The organism is Dyella sp. 2HG41-7 (genome assembly GCF_021390675.1).
GTDB lineage: Bacteria > Pseudomonadota > Gammaproteobacteria > Xanthomonadales > Rhodanobacteraceae > Dyella_B.
This window is the reverse complement of record NZ_JAJEJV010000004.1, coordinates 2,027,812-2,046,804: the sequence shown is the minus strand read 5'-3', so window position 1 is coordinate 2,046,804 and position 18,993 is coordinate 2,027,812. Positions and strand designations below refer to the sequence as shown.

Here is an 18,993-nt window from a genome sequence, read left to right as displayed (position 1 = left end):
TCAATGCCCTACCCTTACAGTAAAAACTCCGCTGCCCAACGTTGTCGGCCCATGTTCGTCTGCTCTTTGTTTGAACGACCTGTAGTTCCAGCCATATATCGATCCATTTGGCATCGCCACATACCCATCGATACCGTTTCCATAATACCTATTTAAATCACAACAATAATTTTGTCCTGCAGCATGCGCATTCGGATCGAATGGCATTACATACGCCGTCATACCTGAGAATTCATTGTTAAAAGGGTGCGTATGAATCTCAGCGACCTTTTTCCCTGCCGCCTGCACTTTAACCTGAAAATTCGCAACATCTACATTGGTTTGATTTCCTGTACTGTACGCTGCGGAGCTGAAAAATCCGCTATTTTGCAAATACATAATGTCCGATTGAAGCTCCACACGCATTCTCTTCGTAACAGGCACTACGGCATTGGCCCATGCGGTGACCAGATTGTTTTCAGCGTCATAAGGGTGACCAAGAACTCCTTGATCCTTGAGGGCATCATTCGCCTCGTTCATTGCGGTCTGCGCACGTTGCACCTGCGCTGAGTCGGAGCCTGTTATTTGACAACTGTAAACTTCGCATTCGATCTGACCTCCAGTCATACCTTCTGTGAATGCGCCAGTCGGGTCCGAATTTCCAATTGGATTATTGCCTGCATAGGTGTAACGAGCGATTTCAAACGACGTTTGAGAGCTAAGACCTATAGGATCGACACTCAAAAAACGCCCAGTAGCCGGGTCGTAGTATCTCGCCTGCATGTAAACAAGATTCGTCTCCGGATCATTCACATGCCCCGTATAGCCAGGCCCATTCGGATCCGCTCCTGGCGAACTCGTCCCATTCGGTGCGAATGTTCCATAAGGCGTGTACTCAAATGTCGCCGTGATATTGCCACTCGCGTCGGTCTCGGCCAGTGGCGTACCTTGCTGATCGGTGTAAACGTAGGTAATCGTGCCTGCGCTTTGCCCGAACGCATGGAAGCTCACTAACAGCATCAGTGACGCCATCCATCTCAGCGCAGTCTTCCATCCCTTTCTGTGCAACTGGTTCGTACTGGCCATCCGTAGGCGCTCCTCTTTCCGACAGTCCCGCTTAGTGGCGAACAAGCCTTCGTGATGGCTCAAGCTAAATATGTCCAGGTTGGTCATGGCCCCACTCCTCCCGATCCTGAAGGACTCACCCATCCCGTACAGGCTGATTGGCCGCCTGAGTTGTTGCAGGCCTGGAGTTGGTAGGTGTAGCTACCAAATGAAGACAAGCCCGTCAGGGTGACTTGAGTGTTTGTACCGCTGTAGACCGTCGTCCAGGCACCCTTGTTGAAGCTCTGTTGCAGCGTGTAGCCGGTAACTGGTGAAGCGATCGTCCAAGTGATCGTCTGCTTACCACCAAGGGGCGACGATACCGTCAAGGTTGGCGCGGGCGAAGGCATAACACCGGCGTTATTGACGACTACCGAGGCTGGAGCGCTCCAGCCTGCCGAACCGTATTGATTGATCGCTTCCACCTGATAGGTGTAGGTGCCGTAGGCATTGCCGGGTTGGCTGATCGAGGTGGCGGCGGTGTTGGAAGCAATCGTGATCCAGCCGCCGCCAGCCGACATCTGCACGTTGTAGCCGGTGGCCCCCGGTGAGGCGGTCCAGCTTACGGTGTAAGAACTATTCACCGAGCCTGAGGGTACGGTCACCGTAGGAATAGCGGGCCAGACTCCTACTGAAGACAACGAGGCCCAGGTACTGTGAGCACTGCTGTTACTTGCCTGAACTCGATAGGCATAGCTCCCGCCCGCACGACCAGTCAGCGCGGCACTGGTGCCGCTACCGCTGTAAATCGTGTTCCACGCACCGCCGTTGATGCTTTCTTGCAACGTATAGATGGTGGCGGTGTTGCTGGCACCCCAACTTACGGTGAAATTGCCCGTGTTCGGATTGGGATTGGCGGTGAGATTGGTGGGTGCGGTCAATTGCACCGTCGCGTGCTTGGCAACCAGCTTCGTGCCCACGTAGAAGTAATTCGTCCCGATGGCTGTCGTAGGATTGTAGTCATACATCAGTTGACCAGCCTGGTCGTAGAAGTAGTAGTCGCTCACGGCGCCATTGAGAGCGGTCTTGGCGACACGTCGGCCGGCCGCATCGTAGTCGTAACCTTCTACCCCTGACACCTGCAGCAACTGGTTCTCCGCATCGAAGTTGTAGTTGGTGTTCGTACCGCCACTACTCACGCTGTTCCGGTTACCCTGATTGTCGTAGCCGTAGGTCGTAATGATGTTCGACCCCATCGATACACTGGCGACTTGATTCGTCGGCTCTAAGGTAAAGGTGAGCGTGTTGCCGCCAGTCAGACGCGTGCGCAGATTGTTGAGGGCATCATATTGGTACACCTCCGTCCCATAGAGGTTTGGCGCCGCCGCGTTGGTCAGGCGGTTGAGCGCGTCGTATTGGAATGACTTGGTGCGCACGCCATTAACCTGATCACTAATATTGGTGATATTGCCGTTGCTGTCATAAGCAAGACCTTCACTGACCGCGGACGCACTACCAACGCCGTAACTGAAGTTACTTAGCAACTGGCGGGTGTTTTGCCCCGCCACATAACTGGCACCACTGCCATAGTTAAAGCCTGACACTTGGCTGTCTGGAAAATAAGTGATTCCACTTACGTAGCTACCTACTTGCGTTACGCGGCCCAGAGCGTCTGGGTTGTACGACACGCCTTCATTGGTGCCGTTGAAGGAGGGATATCCAATCGCGCTGACATGAGGGTAGCCGTCGTAGACATACGCCATCCCCCATGAGTAACCCGGCACCGACAATGTCTCGCTGGTCAGAAGATTGCGCGTGTTGTAATAAAAGGCCTGACTAGTGATGCCGGAAGCCGACGTTTTGAGATTGCCCACGTAGTCGTAGGTGTATGAGGTGCTCTGGGTGCCTGTTGGCGGCGTAACAGTCAGCACGCGGTTCATCGGATCGTAGGTGCGCACCGTTTGCACGGCTGCGGGAACATCGCTCGTACCGCAGGTGCCATCGGTGATGACCTGACCCGACGCGTTCCACTTTAGATTGTTAGCACCGTCGTAAAACATCACCGTGCTGCCGCTTTCTGGCTCTGTCGTACGGCACAAGCGGTGAAAACCGTCATACATCAGCGTTCGGGTAAGGCTGCTCTGTACACCGCCATACGGACCGGATTGGGTGATCGATGTCGGGTTACCGTAGATGTCTCGCGCGATCGACTGAACAACGCTTAGCGGAGCATTGACCTGAATCGGCGCGTTGTAGCTAGGCGTGTCAAACACCTGGTAATACGTGGTCGTCACGTTACCTTTCGGATCCGTGACTTGGATGCCCGCGCCTGACACATAGTTGGTGATCGTATTTAGTGCACCAAGCTCACTATCTTCGGTGGTCAGATCTTCTCGCTCAAGCGCGTCGTACTGGTGATGGGTGCCGGTAGTGACAGCGGTGAAATCGGGCGTGCCGTACACCGGATACGACGCCAACGTGGTGGCGCCGGTCCAGTCGTAGTTCGTGACGGTTGTGATGTCCTGGCTACCATTGGAAGTGTCGGTCAGGATCGGTCGTAGGTCGGCATCGAAATAGGTGGTGGTGATCGCATTGCCGACGGTAGCCGTGCGATCCCAATGCGGTCCAGAAATGCCACGTTCACTAGCACTCGTCAGCGTATACGTGAAGGTCTTGTTGAACCACTGCGCACTATCGGTATTGCTGTTGTACGGATAGATGATTTGATGAATCCGTCCGATCGCATCGTAACTGTATTGCGTCGTGTAGTTGTTCTGATCAGTGGTCGACGTAATGTCACCGAGATCATCCACCGTCAAACTCTCTACACCACCATCGGGATAATTGATCTGCTGCGGGATGCCTCGGTAGTAGTTGCCCAATAGGGTCGTGTTGTTATTACCGTCCTTGAAATTCGCCAACTGCCCTGCACTGTTCCATCCGTAGTTCATCAATGTCTGGCCAAAACGAGCGCGTGCAGTCAGTTCATCCAGGGTGTTATAGGCGTTACTAATCTCCACCTCACCTGTGCCGACATTCGTCACGGTTTGCGGCAAACCCAGCACCCAAGTATTCGTATCGTTGAGGTAAGTCGTGGTCTCTTCGATCGAGGACTGCCCGGGGACGTCGTTGTAACGCTTCACATCGGTAGGCTGCGCATAGGCGTTGAACGCGGTCGCTTGCCAAGTGTAGTTTTGACTATCTTGGGTGATTGTGCGCTGGCTTAACGGTGAGATTTCCGTAGTCCGCGCATTGTTATCGCGATCCTGCAAATCATTACCGTAATTAGACGGCCATGGGCCACCCGTCGGGTTAGCGTAAGTATTAACTTCCGAGCGAATCAATGTACCGCTGGAAGATCCACTGTAGCGATCTGTGCGCAGCAATTGCCCTTCTGTCGCATTAAAGCGATTGCTGAAGGTGTAACGGGTATCGTTACCTCCTGGATCGGTGACGTCGACGTAGACTGACGACGGACAACTACTGTTGCTCGCGCAACTATCGCTAGTCCAACTCCGATTTATGGCGGAGTAACTGTAATTCCACGTTTCTGTGGGTACGCCCGCACCCGATACCACTTCGCTTGTTACCGAATACTGGTAGTAATAGTTAGGAATAACAGCGTAAGTCTCCTGAGTGGTCGTATCACTTACGGCCATACACTCTTTAGGTACATACGAGCGTCCGTGCAAAACGGGCGCCAGCGTGAACGTCGCGGTCAAACCCGAGGGATGCGTAATACTGCCGGTGGCGGGAGAGGAATACAGGACAGGAAGCGTATTTTGCTCACAGTCACCACCCGCCGTTGCGAGCTGTGCACTCCTAAAGTTGCTCAACTGATACGACCAGGTACTTCCATCCGGTAGTTGCACGCCTGTCAGGGTTGGCAACGGAGTATTCGCTGGCGTGTTGTAGCTGTAATACCACTTACGCGGCGAAACATTCGTGGCCGTCGCGGTGATCGAGCTGATCAGCGGAGATCCCGATTGGTAGCTGATATCCACTTCACGCCCATCGCTGGCCGTGATGCTTGTTAGATAGCCCGTACTGGAGTCGTAGTTGTACGTCAGCGTGTTGCCGAAGCGATCCTTAATTTGCGTGACGTACATCAAAGCGTCGCGGCGATACAAAAGATCCGTAGTCGCCGCTAGCGACTGCGCACCCACAGTCGCCGCATCCGGTGCGGTGCCGGCGGGCTTGGAAATATCGATGATCGGGTGGTAGGCCAGATGGGCAAACGTGTAAAGCGTGCCGTCCGGTGCGAGCATCTGGAAACCCTCGCCTCCGTCGCTAGCTGTCACACCGCAACCAAGCATCCAATTTTGCGTGGTGCCGATAGTGGCGTTAAACCCACCCGTGGGTGCAGGCGTGGACCCGGTAGCGCGCTGCAACAAAGTCTGACTACCTTGTCCAGGCATCATCAAGTGATAGCCGTACCACCATTGATCCGCGGACCATGGATCACCACCAGGTTGCGCCGGCCCTACCTCAGGAGGAACTCCGAAGTAGGTGCAACGCTGAAGCGGGCTATTGCCCGGCACGTCCCAGCCGGTAACGTTAGCTTGGTTGGCTGAGATCGTCTCGATGCGTGGAATGTCCAAATCCCAATCTGCGAAAGCAAGCGAGACAGTGGGCACATCGGCCCCTGGTGCTAGTACGCGTCCAAGCTGGATCGTCGGCCCGTTACCTTTGAGAACGACGTCGGTTTCTTCGAACGAAACCGTGCCATCGTACAGGCTAATGTTTTCACCGAAGGGATGCTCACCCAAGGGATGGATGTTCTGATCGACCTGGATCAGTTGCTTATAGTCATCTTCGGGAGTGACCGATTGAGCATGGCACCAACCAGCCAGCGCAAACAACGCCGCCATCCACAGGCAGCTCCTTTGCCAACATGCACGCATCAAGTTTTCCCTTCAGTCTATTTATTCGCATTCGTCACGAGCAACAAAAAACCAATGATGAATAGCGAGGCACTTATAACAATGGCAACCCAATAGCGAGGCGCATCATCGGACCGCTTGACGAACCCTATCAGCTCACAAACCTCACCCGTCTTCAGTCCATATATGACGTTGTAGAGAAAAGCCAAATCTCCCAAAAGAACCCACCCGTTGTATTTTAGCCATTCAATTAACACCACAGGCTTCTTCCTCTTGCTCAAGTGCATCCGGGATTTCCCCCAGGATGCTGTTAGCAGCGTCTATCGTAGAAGATGGAGCGCCACCGAACGCATGCTTTAAGAGAAAGCTTCCTAAGACATCAGGTGACTTGCTCATAAATGCTGCACGTCCGGCGCTCGTAAAGCCTCCTTTTGCATACCCTGTCAGCGCGGCGCCCGCTAAGGAAACATACCCACCCACCCTAATAAATCCCGCTCCAACCTCAGCGGCGCTAATTTCAGCCGGAGCCCCTTCCGGAGCCAGAAGTCCTGCGACACCTGCCCCAGCGACAATACCAACGCCGGCCCAAGTGGTCTTTTTACCTGCTGAAGACAGTTGCTGACCAAGCGCGGCGACAAAAGCACGCGCTGCCGTACATTTCGAGTTTTGGCAGAGGCCTAGCATGTCAATGTAGTTCAAAGAATTGCCATCTACGTAGGCGTAAGTACTGCTTTGCCCACCAGACAACCCTAGTGGATCACTTTGAATGTATCGGCCTGTGCTTGGATCGTAATAGCGCGCACCGTTATAGAAGAGCCCGGTTTCGACGTCATAATTTTGTCCCGGGAAGCGGTTGTAGAACGGGGAGCTACCAGTAGCTGGGGCTTCACCAAAAGCGTTGTTAAGCCACGGCCAAGCGTAGATCTGATTTCCCTGCGTATCTGTTACGGCGCGAATGGTTCCGTTTTGATCCGTATAGAGATCACGGATGGTTGCCGTAGTTGTGGGACTAGCGTCAACGGCCGCGACAACCGGCATACCGTTTAAGTAAACGAATTCGCGGTGATCGCTGGCAAAATATTCACCGAAAATTTCACCTGTACCCTCAGGGTCGAAAACATAAGCGGCCTGCCCAGCGCTAGGTGAAGTAATTGTGCGCCATACGCGCTGCCCAAACCCGTTGTACTGATAATTGGCAATAGTGCCTGCTGAAGTCGTAACGGCATCGACTACATTACGATCGTCATAGTCGAGGCCGATAATGTCCCCGTTTGGATCAGTCATCGTAGTTGTATTGCCTGCAGAATCAACCGTGCGCAAAGCTCCTCCAACCGATGTCAAGTAATGCGAGTTCGCGTTATATCCATACACCGCTGCTGGTGAACTACCGACAGTCTTCGATAACCTGTCACCGGAAACGTTATAGGTAAAGCTCTCTTCCAACGCACCGCCAGCACCGTCCACCTCATAGAGGCGATGAAGTGCGTCATAGTGATACGTCTCATTCGGCGGATTCGCACCGTGAGAAGGCAGCTCGCCAGTCACATTGCCATTGCCATCACGACCGTAATGCAGATTCAGCGGAGTACTTACGATGTCAGTGAGGATGTAGTTCCCATCGTAGCCAAGATACTCCGTTGGACTTCCTGTCTGCGCCCAGGTGTAGTTCTCCATTGGGCCAAACGGCAAGTAATTCACGCCGCTGATTAGCGGCATAACGGAGCCCACAATGGCGTAGCCGTTCCCAGAAGGTGTGTTTTGCTGATAGTTGATGCTGTTGACGCGACCGTCCGCGTCAAAGCCATAAGTTAGCTCAAGGGCCGACGGATATTGAACGTACTTCATTCGGCCACCAAGAGTTTTGACAAACCCGGAGATATAGGTAGTGCCGTTTATAACTTTCTGCTCCACACGAATATACCCTTGGTTCGTGTAGCACCAAGCAGAACTCCCGGAAGCATCCGTCATGCCCGTCAAGTGTCCAACATTGAAATTTGTCGGGCAAATTCCAATCGGAGCCGACTGGTCATAAGTGTAAGTCACGTTTAGCGCAGGATGCGCCGGGTATTGAATTCCCGTCAATCGATCGATGCTGTCATATGAATAGTTTGTTACATAACCACGCGCATCAGTCTTTCCAGTTAGGCGACCAGCACTGTCAAAAGCGTAGTTTGTTTGCCCGCTATCTGGACTATTTACCGCCCAGGTTTGGCCAAACCCGTCAGTTGTATAAGTAGTGGCTAGCCCGCCGGGATCGACCACACTGACGAGATGATCAAGCGCGTCGTAACTGTACGTCGTCGTCGCATTTGCAGTTGCAGGGTCGCTACCGCCGTAGTATCGAATCGTAGAATGCAGTCGATTTAAAACATCATAAGTAAAATGAGTGTCGACGCCATTTGCGTCGTACGCGTCGGTCAAATTTCCTTCTGGATCGTATGAATAACCTGCAATCTGAAGACCACTTGCATTGGAGCGGTTAGTTTGTTCGCTTAAGACATTATATTGCGCAAACGCATAGCTCGACGCCTGATTGCTGGAGTTGTATATCGTGCGCTCAGTCCGATCTCCGGCGGCATTCAACGTATATTTTATATAGTTCCCGAGCGCATCGGTTACTTGGTCCATTCTCTGTGACGCGTCATAGGAATATTGTGTCGCAACCCCATCCGGGTCGGTCACAGAGGTCACTACGCTGAAAGGAAAGTCACTATAGGCGAGCGTAGTCACCGCATCTCCTGAAGATGGGCTGCCATTGGAACTCGCCCGCACCGTGTGCGTGAGCGGCCATTCAAGGGAGTTATAGGTGAAATCCGAAATAACTCCATTTGCGTCGGTCATTCGCGTGACACGACCTAAACCGTCGTGGGTGTTATACGTGACTGACTGTCCCAAGCCATTAACGATAGAAACTACGTTCCCCAACGTATCGTAATTGTAGATCGCGGTATCTGATGCGCTTGGCGGAGTCACTTTGACGCTTTGGACCATGCCATTCGGATAAAGTGTGTAACCGTATGACGTCGTCCTGGATTGATTGCTCACACCCGCAGAAGTCAAATTGGTCTGCGTTACCGAGGCAATTCGACCCTGCGGTGTATAGAAAAATTTCGTCTGAAGGACACCCACTACTGTCACCGACGCGAGACGGTCCGTACCTGGCGTAGGATCCCATGCAAAATTTGTGGTCCGTGCGTAGCTTGAATTCGCCCCCTCTACCTTTTGTGATAGCTCACCATTTGCAGCGTAGGTAAAGTTCGTCACATTTCCGTTTGCGTCCGTTTGTGACTTGACGTTTCCATTGCCGTCGTACGTTTGCGAGCTAAAGGAAGCTTGACACTGAGCCGCGGCTTGGCCTGTTATCGAGACGATATTCGAATTGCCATCAAACTGATAAACACTGACGTGACCTAACGGGTTGGTCACCGTAGCGGCAACACCCGTGCTATTGCTCGCGTAAGTGACTGTTACTTTATTTGTCCCGTCCGAGTTTTGGGTTTGAGTAGTCTGTCCCAACGAGTTGTATGACGTCGTGTCGTGCGCGACCCCGTTATAGTCAACCTCAGTCAGCGCGTACTGATATTTCCCATACACCCCTGACGTATCGTCTATGTACTTATACGAAACAACGGAAGCTTGTGTTCCTGAATAGTATGGATAGGTCACAGAATCTAATTCGCCTACCAAATACCTATTGGAAATCACTGCACCGATCGTCCCAGCAGGAATACTGGTGTTGTAGCTGTACATTTTTCCGCTCGGATCGGTGACGGTAAGTGACCGCACCATTGGTTGAACAAGATCGCTGTACCCAATATATGTGTCGGTCCAATTGAGTTTTACCGTCTGCCCGGAGGTATGAGTGACGATCATGTCATTAGCATCCGGGTACGAAAACGACCAACCGATGCCGGCAAGATCTTTAATCGATGTGATGGTGAAGCTATTGTGGAATTGCGCGGAACTGAACGTCAGGATGTTGGAATTCTCATCGTGGATGACATATGACCCATCGCTATTGCGAGTCATTGTCGATACGCCGTTATTCAACTGCACAAAGGAAGCGGAACCGTCCGCATTTTCTGTCCCCGGCGCAAACTCAACTATCCTTCCATCAGGATGGACTAGCACCATCGGACAAACGCTGTTTACGGCGGAGAAATTGCAATTTGATGATTGCCGCAAGTCGCCTGTTAAGACGTAGTCGTAGCTAGTTGACCACGCACCTACGCGAGTACTCGTTCCCCACAGAGTTGTATTTTGTGCGTTGGAGTTGTAATAGCGAACGAATTTCAAGCCCATTTCGCCGGGCATTTGGAAATCAACTGCAGAAGCGACTTTCGCCTGCGTACCTAGGTCAATCGGGTCACCCTCAGTGCAGTCGGTAGTTGTCTTGCTGATTTTCGCATTGACGTTTACTGCGCTGAGCGTAGTTACTGACCCAGGTGATTTACTTAGCTGTATCGAAGGACCAATCGCTGATTGTGGTGTTTGCGGGGCCATACCAGTGACGTCGGTGGCTCCAAAGTCAATGACAATGTCTGGCGCTCTATTCGCTGTAACCTGCACCGCCTGCCCTTGAGCAGCCTGACTTGGATCAGCACCGCCGCCACCACCACCGCCCCCTCCGCCACCGCTGCCATTCCCGCTGTCATCGCCAGTCGGGGCCTTGTCATCTGCATGTGCGACGCTTACGAGCTGGTTATTTATTCCAGCGATCATTACAAGGGCTACCAATCCAATGATCAGCTTTCCATTGAACCTTTTGGTGATGCCCCTAGCTTTTTTAGACTGGGCTGCAAATGATTGCTCACTCACTCTCTCGCAGTTGCGCCTAGGGAGGACGATTTCCAATGGCGATATGATCTTTTTCATAGGGGCTCTCCAGCTTTGCAGGATTTCCGCGCGCAACGACTTATCGGAGCCGAAGACTCCGACGAAAAACCAGGTGTGTTATGCCCTAATCCTGGCGTAGTTCAGCCGGTATCAAGAGCTATAGCGCGATGAAATAGAGAGCCAATCCGCAGTGGCGGTGCAAACCTACTTTCCATGTTTTCCCCTGGGCCATCTTTTGCGATGACAATGAACGCCAAAAGTTTGATCGGGCGTTCGCTCAAATGTGCCCTCTTCCACGAATCGCTGTCAATACGGTGCAAATTCCTGCGAGTTTTGGTCAAGGCATCGACTACCTTGCACACCCGTCAGAATGTCGCAAGGCAAATCGAACGCTGGCTGCCAGCACTCAAATTTCAATCCAGTTTACGGAACGCAGCTTCATCGCGGCCGCATTGCGTGCCCCTTCAGCTCCGCCAGCATCTCGTGCCCCAATCGAAAGCCTGCTAGCTGCGCCTCGCTCTCGCACGCAAAGGTCGCCTCAGTTCGACCTGTTTGCACTTGACCTAAGTACATAACACGACAGCCACCGTGATATCGCGGTGGTTCATCGGTGCGTTTGGGAACGAATTGGAGTTCAGCAAAACCTTCAACGGATTCACTGCTCATGGGTGGATTCCTCGCCCTGTTCACCCAACTCCATAGTGAACTCCCCGAATCCCGCCTGCAATCCTCGTGTCAGACATGAAGGCAAGAGAAATGCACCAAGAATTTAACGTGACATAGAGCTCAAACTTGTTTTTCCCGGGCGTAACATCGTCAGGTATTTCATGAACTGCCCACGCTTTGCACCGACGTCGATCACAGATGCGGGGCTCATATGGACGTTCAAACACAGCAGACCTACTTCGATAGGTTGGTACTCTCAAAGTTATTTGAGGCGCGTCAAACGTCGCGCTGTATACCTTTCTGCATATTGCTATCGTCCTGGCAGGAAGGAACCATTTCCCAATTGATTGAGTCCCTTCAATCATTGACGGACCATGGCTTAGTAAAGCGCTGTGACGCGTTAAAGTTCTGCCTGACGAGCGACGGACTAGACGCCTGCAACAGCGATTAGCGAGAGAATGTCGCGAACGGGATTCAGAAGAACAGGGAGATTCCAAACATGTCCGAAGAAGAGATGCGCGAAATCATCCAGCGCAATGAAGACATTTGTTCGGCAATGGTTGGCGCGATGAAGGCGCTCGAATATGGTGTCCGAACATTGATCGCAGTGCATCCCGACCCGCAGCTTCTAAACCATACGTGGCAGGATATCATTTCTGAGATGCCAGATATTCACGAGAATAATGGCGCACCAAATCCCAAGATGTTCAATGCAAGCTTGAGCGCCATGCTTGGAGTATTAACTCGGCAGATAGAGCTGGCAGCCAGCCAATAAATTTTTCGCTAGCTCTACCCTTGTAGCATTCCTCACCAACCATTTCTTTTCTTGGCCGACGTGAAAATTCACCGCACTGCCCGCCTCATGCTTGCATAGCATGATCGAAACGGTGCAAAAGTGTTAAGTTGAAATAAGCGAGCTTTCAAGTTTGCTCGAAGTGCTTGACACGCTCCAAGCATTAGGACTAAAGATCAAAATCTGTCACTGCGATGGGGCATCCCTAGGCGCAGCCATGGGTGGATGGGCGTTGCCATCACACCAGGGGGAGACTCGGCAGCCTACACGGGTTGCGCAGTACATCCGCATGTCCACGGATTTTCAGCGCTATTCCACTGAGAATCAGCGCGACGCTCTGGACAAGTACGCATCCCAGCACGGGATGACCATCGTTCATACATACGCTGATGAAGGCAAGAGCGGCTTAAATTTTGAAGGGCGTGACGCCCTTCAGCGTCTCATTCAAGACGTTCAATATGGGCACCTGAATTTCAACGGCATTCTCGTCTACGACATCAGTCGTTGGGGGCGCTTTCAGGACGCTGATGAGAGTGCCTATTACGAATACTTGTGCAGGCGCGCAGGCATAGAAGTCTTTTACTGCGCAGAGCCTTTTGAGAACGATGGAAGCCCGATGGCAACCATCATGAAGAGCGTGAAGCGTGCGATGGCTGGAGAATATAGTCGAGAGCTGTCGTGCAAGGTCTTTCAGGGGCAATGCCGGCTCATTGAGCTGGGCTTCCATCAAGGTGGCTCGTCGGGTTTTGGGTTACGTCGCATGCTGCTGGATGAACAGCGCGTTCCCAAAGGTCTGCTGAAACGCGGCGAGCGCAAAAGCGTCCAGACCGATCGCGTCATCCTTGTGCCTGGTCCCGACCACGAAGTGGCAACCGTACGATCTATCTACCAAGCATTTCTAAAGGAAGGCAAATCAGAGCAAGCGATCGCCAATACCCTAAACGAGAACGGCATTCGGATGACATATGGCCGTCCTTGGAACCGCGAGGCGGTGCACAGGGTGCTAACCAGTGAGAAATACATCGGCAACAATGTCTTCAACCGAACATCATTTAAGTTGAAGCGGCAGCATGTTCAGAACAGTCCCGACACCTGGGTGCGAAAAGACGGCGCATTTCAACCTATCGTACCGACAGAATGGTTCACACGCGCCCAGGCCATCTTTGCGAAACGAAATCCGATCATCACCGATGAGGAAATGCTGGCCAAATTAAAGAGTCTCCTCGATCGAACCGGCTCATTGTCAGCAGCATTGATCGATAAGCAGGAAGACATGCCACGCAGTGGCGCCTACATCGCCCGATTTGGAAGTCTCTTAGGCGCCTACGCGTTAGCGGGCTATCGCCCTCAACGTGACTATCGGCACCTAACCAAGAGGCGAATGCTACGTGAAGTGGTGAAAAGCGTCATTGCTGAAATCATCACCGAACTTCAGAAAGTGCATGCGGAAGTTCGGATCGTCAAATCCCACGGCTTTCTGCGCATCAACGACGAATTTACGCTTACCGTTGCCCTTACCCGTTGTTTAAGGATGCCAAGCGGGGAGGCGCGATGGCGCTTGCGATTTGACTCACTCCGCTTCCCTGACTTTACGGTCGTAATACGCATGTCGGAGGACCAAACGACGCCACTCGATTATTTCGTAATTCCCCGTTCCGGCCTTTCCGTTAGATGCGCCTTTGTCGATAAAAGCGTCAACTCCACTGCATTTCGGTGTTATCGCATCGACAATCTTGATCTGCTCTACGCGCTTGCGGAACGCCGCCCGCTCCACAAAATTCCTTGATGGAGAAGCATCATGCACACCGTCAACATGATTCCGATTGAACGAATTCAAGTTCTCAACCCTCGCGTGAGAAATCAACATATCTTCGAAGAGATAGTCGAAAACATCGACGTTGTAGGTCTTAAACGCCCTATCACGGTGAGCCGAGGCAACGATTCCGAGGGCTCCCCCGAGTACAAATTGGTATGTGGACAGGGACGGCTTGAGGCGTATCAGCGCCTTGGGGCGACTGAAATACCCGCCATCGTCGTCGAAGCCAATGAAGAAGACTGTCTCGTAATGAGCCTCATAGAGAACATCGCGCGGGGCCAGCATCCCGCTATTGAAGTCATGCAGGAAATTGAATCTCTTCAACTACGCGGCTATGGCGAGACGGAGATTGCACAAAAACTAGGCGTCTCCCCGGCGTGGGTCGGCATACTCGTTGGGCTCATGGAACGCGGCGAAGAGCGCCTTATTGCAGCAGTAGAAAAAGGCTTAATTCCCATTTCACTAGCCGTCACCATTTCGCGCAGTGACGATGCGGGGGTGCAAGAGGCCCTGGCCGACGCTTATACGAGGGGCATTCTTAAAGGCAAAAAGCTGACGCTAGTTCGTAGAATGCTCAACCAACGCGCCGCACGCGGTAAACGCGCGCACTTTAGCCACAGCGGTAAGCCGGGCACTCACAAATTTGATGCACAACAGCTCATGAAAATCTACCAAAAGGAAGTGGACAAGCAACAGTTACTGATGCGAAAGGCAGATATCACCCAGAAACGCCTGCTCTTTATCGTTCACTCTCTCAAAACGCTTCTACAACAGGACGACTTCATTGCAATGCTTCAAGAAGAAGGCATACACACGATTCCGGCACCGCTTGAAAAGCGCATGATGGGAGGTCAAACGCCATGAATGCATCGATACCCTCTAAAAATTCGGTGCCTTTGAAATTTGAATCGGAAACACGGGTCATTTCCGTCACGGCAATTCAGCCGCTAAAGATACTTCAGGCTGCCACAAAGCTTAGCCAAAAGTATCAACAAATTGCGGCTTCAATTCATGCTGTTGGGCTTGTAGAGCATTTGGTCGTGGCACCAAATGTCAAAGACCAGGGTCGATACCTATTACTTGATGGAGCTACGCGGCTAGATATCATCAAAGACTTGGGCTGGACCGAGGTCGAATGCCTCATTGCCACCGATGACGAATCTTACAATTATAACAAGCGTGTCAATCGATTAGCCGCTGTGCAGGAGCATCGCATGATCGTACGCGCCGTTGAACGAGGTGTACCGGAAGAGCGAATTGCACAAGCTATGAATATTGAACTAGATAGCCTCCGTCGTCGCTTTCGACTGCTCACGGGTATCTGCCCCGAGGTCGTGGAACAGCTGGCCGATAAACCATGCCCTAAAGCCGTGTTCACGATGCTTCGCCGTATGAAACCGATACGTCAAATGGAAGCCGCAGAACTCATGATCGGCCAAAGGGACTATTCCACCCCGTTCATTACCGCGATTTGGGCAGCGACGCCGGACGACCAACTGGTAAGACCCCGCTCGAAGCCAAACTCACCTGACGTCTCCCATGAGCAAATTGCGCGACTGGAAAGAGAACTCAGAGCCACTCAAGGAAGAACGAGATATGTCGAAGAGGCATACAGCGAAGACAACCTTCAATTGACCATTGCAAAGAGCTACATCACGAAGCTTCTGAGGAATATAAGAATTTCGGAGTGGCTAGCTGCACATCAACCCGAATTCTTAGCAGAATTTCGAGATATTGCGGAGATGGACGTGGCTGACCTAAAGCGGAAATGATCGCCAATCTTGACTCGCTATTTTTTCCAGTTTTCGTGCAGATGGAGTCGGCCCCTTTTATCTGCACCTATTGAATTTGCATTTCAAATCAAAAATTTCGATCACTACTTGCAAACAAGCCGTATTGTTTGCGGGTAGGAATGTGGGTAAACCAAAACACCCCACTTAGCAACGCAAGTGCAGGAGCTGCTTTCCAGGTCGCCCTAAGGTCCTGATACAGGAATCAAACTACCCAGCGCCATCAGTGCGCTCTGTTTTGTGGCGAACTTCGGTACTACCGTAGCGGCACCGATCGCATGGATCGAGGAACAGGGAGAGCGCAATGAATGCAGCGAACGCCGTATGGATTGTGGTGGGCCTCATCGTAGCCGTAGGCCTTTGGTGGTTGCTGGTCATGCGGAAGGAACCGAGCGACATGATTGTCCCAAACGTCGCCGGCAACAACTCGGACCAACTCGGTACGGAAGCAGTCTCCTCTCCCGAACGCAGCGCGAAAGTAGACACGCAAAGCGCCGGCCTCCTTCAATTGCTGGCCGTGATCACGCTAATAAGCTGGCCCATTCTTTGGTTCGCTGCAGCGGGTGAATCGTCTTGGGTACTGTTCTTTGTTGGTTGCGCCGCACTCAGCCAGGGGATCTTCCTGTGGGGCTTCAGCAACATCATTGAGAACCTCGCCCATATCCGTCACAACACGAATAAAGCGCTTAGAGGGTGAAAAATGAAACGTGACTGGGACGTCGTCCGAGAAATACTGCTCGCACTCGAACAACAAAATGAAAACTCGTCGCGCGGGATATCGCATATCGAAGGGCGTGACGACTCGAACGTTGCCTATCACATTCGCATCATGATTGAAGCTGGGTTGATCGAGGGCAACGTACGCGACTACTTAGGCGGCGAGGTCAGCGCGGTTGCGTTGCGAATGACATGGACAGGCCACGAATTTCTCGACCAGATCCGCAGCCAAAATGTTTGGGGCAAGGTAAAGAGCCAAGCAGCTGAGAAGGGCCTTTCGCTAACCTTCGAAGTTGTCAAATCACTTGCAGGCGCCGTCACGAAAGCCATTCTAGCCAGCCACGGATTGCCTACGTAGCTCATTTGCATGCAAGTTCATCGCTACTTTAACCTTGTCTCCAGCCGTTCTGGACCGCGTCAACATCTTGCCCGACCATCTGCACTACCTTGGCCGAAGCGCCAGATACCTGCAAATTGTTCGGACAAAGGACATGTTCGATCCTTCAAGCAACGCGTTGAATTGAAAACTTACGGTAATTTCGGTTCGAATGGAACGCGCCAACAAGGTTGGGACGTTCACTACCAGATGGTTCATGCAAACTCAGTGCCGCCAGTCGATTCAACTCCTAAACAGATGCTGATTGATAGATTCAACAAACAAAAACGCATGACCACCGGCCGCACGATCCAACTTGGCGGCCAGAGGAATCGCGGATCTAATCCACGCACTCTTGTCCGACGTATATGGCAAGCCCGCGTCGGTTAGCATGGATTCCAGTTCGCCGTAGGGATTAATGAACAGCCCGACCGATGCACATACCTTATAAATGTGCTCAAAAGCCGTCTGCGCATCGATATTGAATGCCTCTTTTCCCTTTTCTTTGACTTCGGCCCAGGGCTTTCCACTTTCCAAAGTTTTGCGAATTGTTGAATCAGCCCTTTTGATCGCTTTGTCGATGTTGTCTTGATTCGACTGCGAAATTGCACTTGAAATGTCGCTGTTGGCGGTGTTGAGACTTTCTAGCAAGGCCTGTGCTCTTTCCTCGATGGTCTTACCAGTAACGGACTTGTCAATCACCTTCTGCTTATCAATGAGCGCGTCAATGGTGACAGCATCAAATCCCACAGCCTCCAGCTGCTTCTTAAACTCTTTTGTGTCATTGAGAACGTCAATATCTACAACACCAACAGTTCGCACGCCAAGTTCCCGATAGAGCGAGGCGATTTTCGGAACGGTTTGCTTGTTGTCTGCAGTGACAAAGTGGACGTCCGCATTCGGATGAACTTTATTGAGAATGGTTTGGTAAAACCGCGCGTCAGCGTCGGCCTCAACAACGATAGCGGCCGCGGAAAACAGCCCCTCAATGACTCTGTGAGAAGCCAGGAGCGGATCCTTAATGATTTCTTTCAGGCGAGATGGCGCCAATTTCCTTAAGGAATTCGTTTCTGATTTTCTGTCTATTCTGACAACCGCAACGTCATCCTTTAGGGATAGCGCACCACGCAGAATGTCCGCGCTGTGTGTAGCGATGATTATTTGCTCCCCATTTCCGCTTTGTTGCGCGATGAATCTTCCCAATGCGTACGCTTGCGGTGGGTGAAGAAACGCCTCGGGCTCATCTATAAGACACACAGGTCGATTCATCACTAAAAGCGATGCGACGATGCCAACATAGCTGCGAAGACCATCACCTTGCTGATCAAGTTTTTCGAGCTGACTGAGAATGGGCCTGGCGTCTCGAGGATCAGGTGGCACATCACCAAGTTTTTCGGCGATTCTGAGACACAATTGGGATGGAATTGAAAAGTCCAGGGCCAATTCAACACTAAAAACGGCCTTGACGGTTTCGCGCAGCTCGATCTCCTTGTGTTTGGATTCGAGATACAGCTGTTGAAGAAGGGTCTCAGCAGTGTCTTCGGGTGCATTGGGTCCGGCGTTGAGCAACGTAAGGCGCGTTTCAGTAAGCAAATGGGTTGTTAACGCTTGACCAATCAAGTGAGCTACCGTGTATTGGTCGCGCCTCTCAATGCCGCTGTTCCACTGCGCTTCAACATTTTCACGAATGCCGCCCCAACTAACGCTTCTAGATTTAATTAGCGTGTGATTGAGCGAGATCAGCGAGACCCCGTTGGTCGTAGTGATACCTCGAAGCTTGGGGTAAGCCCTAAACAGGGTCGTCGTGTCACTCGGAAGTGCCGTCGAGACCTTCGCAACAACTTTGACATTCGGCGTACTGAAGCTCTGGGTGGTGAGTTCAGCAATATCTTGTAATGCACGGCTTTTGCCGGCATTGTTCGGACCAATGATGACAGTCAGATCTCCGAGCTCAATCTTCGTACCATCGTTACTTTCGATTTCGTTCAATCGATACACGTACACGCATCCGCTCCTGCAAGTAGTTCGTTCTTTGCTGGGATGGCATCGACATTTCAGTCAGTGTGTCGCCTTGGGCCATCGCCCCGTAAGGG

At 52.1% G+C, this 18,993-nt stretch carries 10 protein-coding genes; 6 read left to right on the top strand and 4 right to left on the bottom strand.

What is annotated here, in order from left to right; all coding sequences use genetic code 11:
- From L0U79_RS10415 to L0U79_RS10405, 3 genes are all read right to left on the bottom strand, one after another.
- Entirely contained in the window at positions 1 to 1,152 is a 1,152-nt protein-coding gene (locus L0U79_RS10415) for an RHS repeat-associated core domain-containing protein (RefSeq protein WP_233842209.1), read from the bottom strand.
- Positions 1,149 to 5,894, bottom strand: a complete 4,746-nt coding sequence (locus L0U79_RS10410) for a hypothetical protein (protein WP_233842208.1) — start codon at positions 5,892 to 5,894, stop codon at positions 1,149 to 1,151. Before L0U79_RS10410 ends, L0U79_RS10415 begins: the two co-directional genes overlap by 4 nt.
- A 258-nt stretch (positions 5,895 to 6,152) precedes the next feature.
- Positions 6,153 to 10,781, bottom strand: a complete 4,629-nt coding sequence (locus L0U79_RS10405; RefSeq protein WP_233842207.1) for an RHS repeat-associated core domain-containing protein — start codon at positions 10,779 to 10,781, stop codon at positions 6,153 to 6,155.
- Positions 10,782 to 11,907: 1,126 nt separating this feature from the next.
- Between L0U79_RS10405 and L0U79_RS10400 the strand changes: the two genes are divergently transcribed.
- The 6 genes from L0U79_RS10400 (at position 11,908) to L0U79_RS10375 (ending at position 16,882) form a co-directional block, all read left to right on the top strand.
- Complete coding sequence (locus L0U79_RS10400; RefSeq protein ID WP_233842206.1) at positions 11,908 to 12,183, top strand: hypothetical protein; 276 nt, start codon at positions 11,908 to 11,910, stop codon at positions 12,181 to 12,183.
- A 235-nt stretch (positions 12,184 to 12,418) separates the two neighbouring features.
- On the top strand, positions 12,419 to 13,987 hold the full coding sequence (locus tag L0U79_RS10395) for a recombinase family protein (protein ID WP_255682791.1): 1,569 nt from the start codon (positions 12,419 to 12,421) through the stop codon (positions 13,985 to 13,987).
- A 12-nt stretch (positions 13,988 to 13,999) separates the two neighbouring features.
- Positions 14,000 to 14,881 (top strand): plasmid partitioning protein RepB C-terminal domain-containing protein, encoded by an 882-nt coding sequence (locus L0U79_RS10390; protein ID WP_233842204.1) that lies wholly within the window; start codon positions 14,000 to 14,002, stop codon positions 14,879 to 14,881.
- Complete coding sequence (locus tag L0U79_RS10385; protein ID WP_233842203.1) at positions 14,878 to 15,789, top strand: plasmid partitioning protein RepB C-terminal domain-containing protein; 912 nt, start codon at positions 14,878 to 14,880, stop codon at positions 15,787 to 15,789. The genes L0U79_RS10390 and L0U79_RS10385 overlap by 4 nt, the downstream gene beginning before the upstream one ends.
- Positions 15,790 to 16,111: 322 nt before the next feature.
- On the top strand, positions 16,112 to 16,504 hold the full coding sequence (locus L0U79_RS10380; protein ID WP_233842202.1) for a hypothetical protein: 393 nt from the start codon (positions 16,112 to 16,114) through the stop codon (positions 16,502 to 16,504).
- Positions 16,505 to 16,507: 3 nt separating this feature from the next.
- A complete protein-coding gene (locus tag L0U79_RS10375) occupies positions 16,508 to 16,882 on the top strand; it encodes a DUF2513 domain-containing protein (RefSeq protein ID WP_233842201.1) in 375 nt (124 codons plus the stop codon).
- 261 nt (positions 16,883 to 17,143) lie between these two features.
- Here L0U79_RS10375 and L0U79_RS10370 read toward each other — a convergent pair whose 3' ends face one another.
- Entirely contained in the window at positions 17,144 to 18,904 is a 1,761-nt protein-coding gene (locus tag L0U79_RS10370; protein ID WP_233842200.1) for an AAA family ATPase, read from the bottom strand.
- Between the last annotated feature and the right edge of the window lie 89 nt (positions 18,905 to 18,993).

What these genes read in the sequence shown, in the direction of transcription:
- L0U79_RS10410 (WP_233842208.1), bottom strand. Translation starts at nt 5,894, where the DNA reads ATGGCGGCGTTGTTTGCGCTGGCTGGTTGGTGCCATGCTCAATCGGTC.
- L0U79_RS10375 (WP_233842201.1), top strand. Translation starts at nt 16,508, where the DNA reads ATGAAACGTGACTGGGACGTCGTCCGAGAAATACTGCTCGCACTCGAA.
- L0U79_RS10395 (WP_255682791.1), top strand. Translation starts at nt 12,419, where the DNA reads ATGGGTGGATGGGCGTTGCCATCACACCAGGGGGAGACTCGGCAGCCT.
- L0U79_RS10400 (WP_233842206.1), top strand. Translation starts at nt 11,908, where the DNA reads ATGTCCGAAGAAGAGATGCGCGAAATCATCCAGCGCAATGAAGACATT.
- L0U79_RS10390 (WP_233842204.1), top strand. Translation starts at nt 14,000, where the DNA reads ATGCACACCGTCAACATGATTCCGATTGAACGAATTCAAGTTCTCAAC.
- L0U79_RS10415 (WP_233842209.1), bottom strand. Translation starts at nt 1,152, where the DNA reads ATGACCAACCTGGACATATTTAGCTTGAGCCATCACGAAGGCTTGTTC.
- L0U79_RS10385 (WP_233842203.1), top strand. Translation starts at nt 14,878, where the DNA reads ATGAATGCATCGATACCCTCTAAAAATTCGGTGCCTTTGAAATTTGAA.
- L0U79_RS10380 (WP_233842202.1), top strand. Translation starts at nt 16,112, where the DNA reads ATGAATGCAGCGAACGCCGTATGGATTGTGGTGGGCCTCATCGTAGCC.
- L0U79_RS10405 (WP_233842207.1), bottom strand. Translation starts at nt 10,781, where the DNA reads ATGAAAAAGATCATATCGCCATTGGAAATCGTCCTCCCTAGGCGCAAC.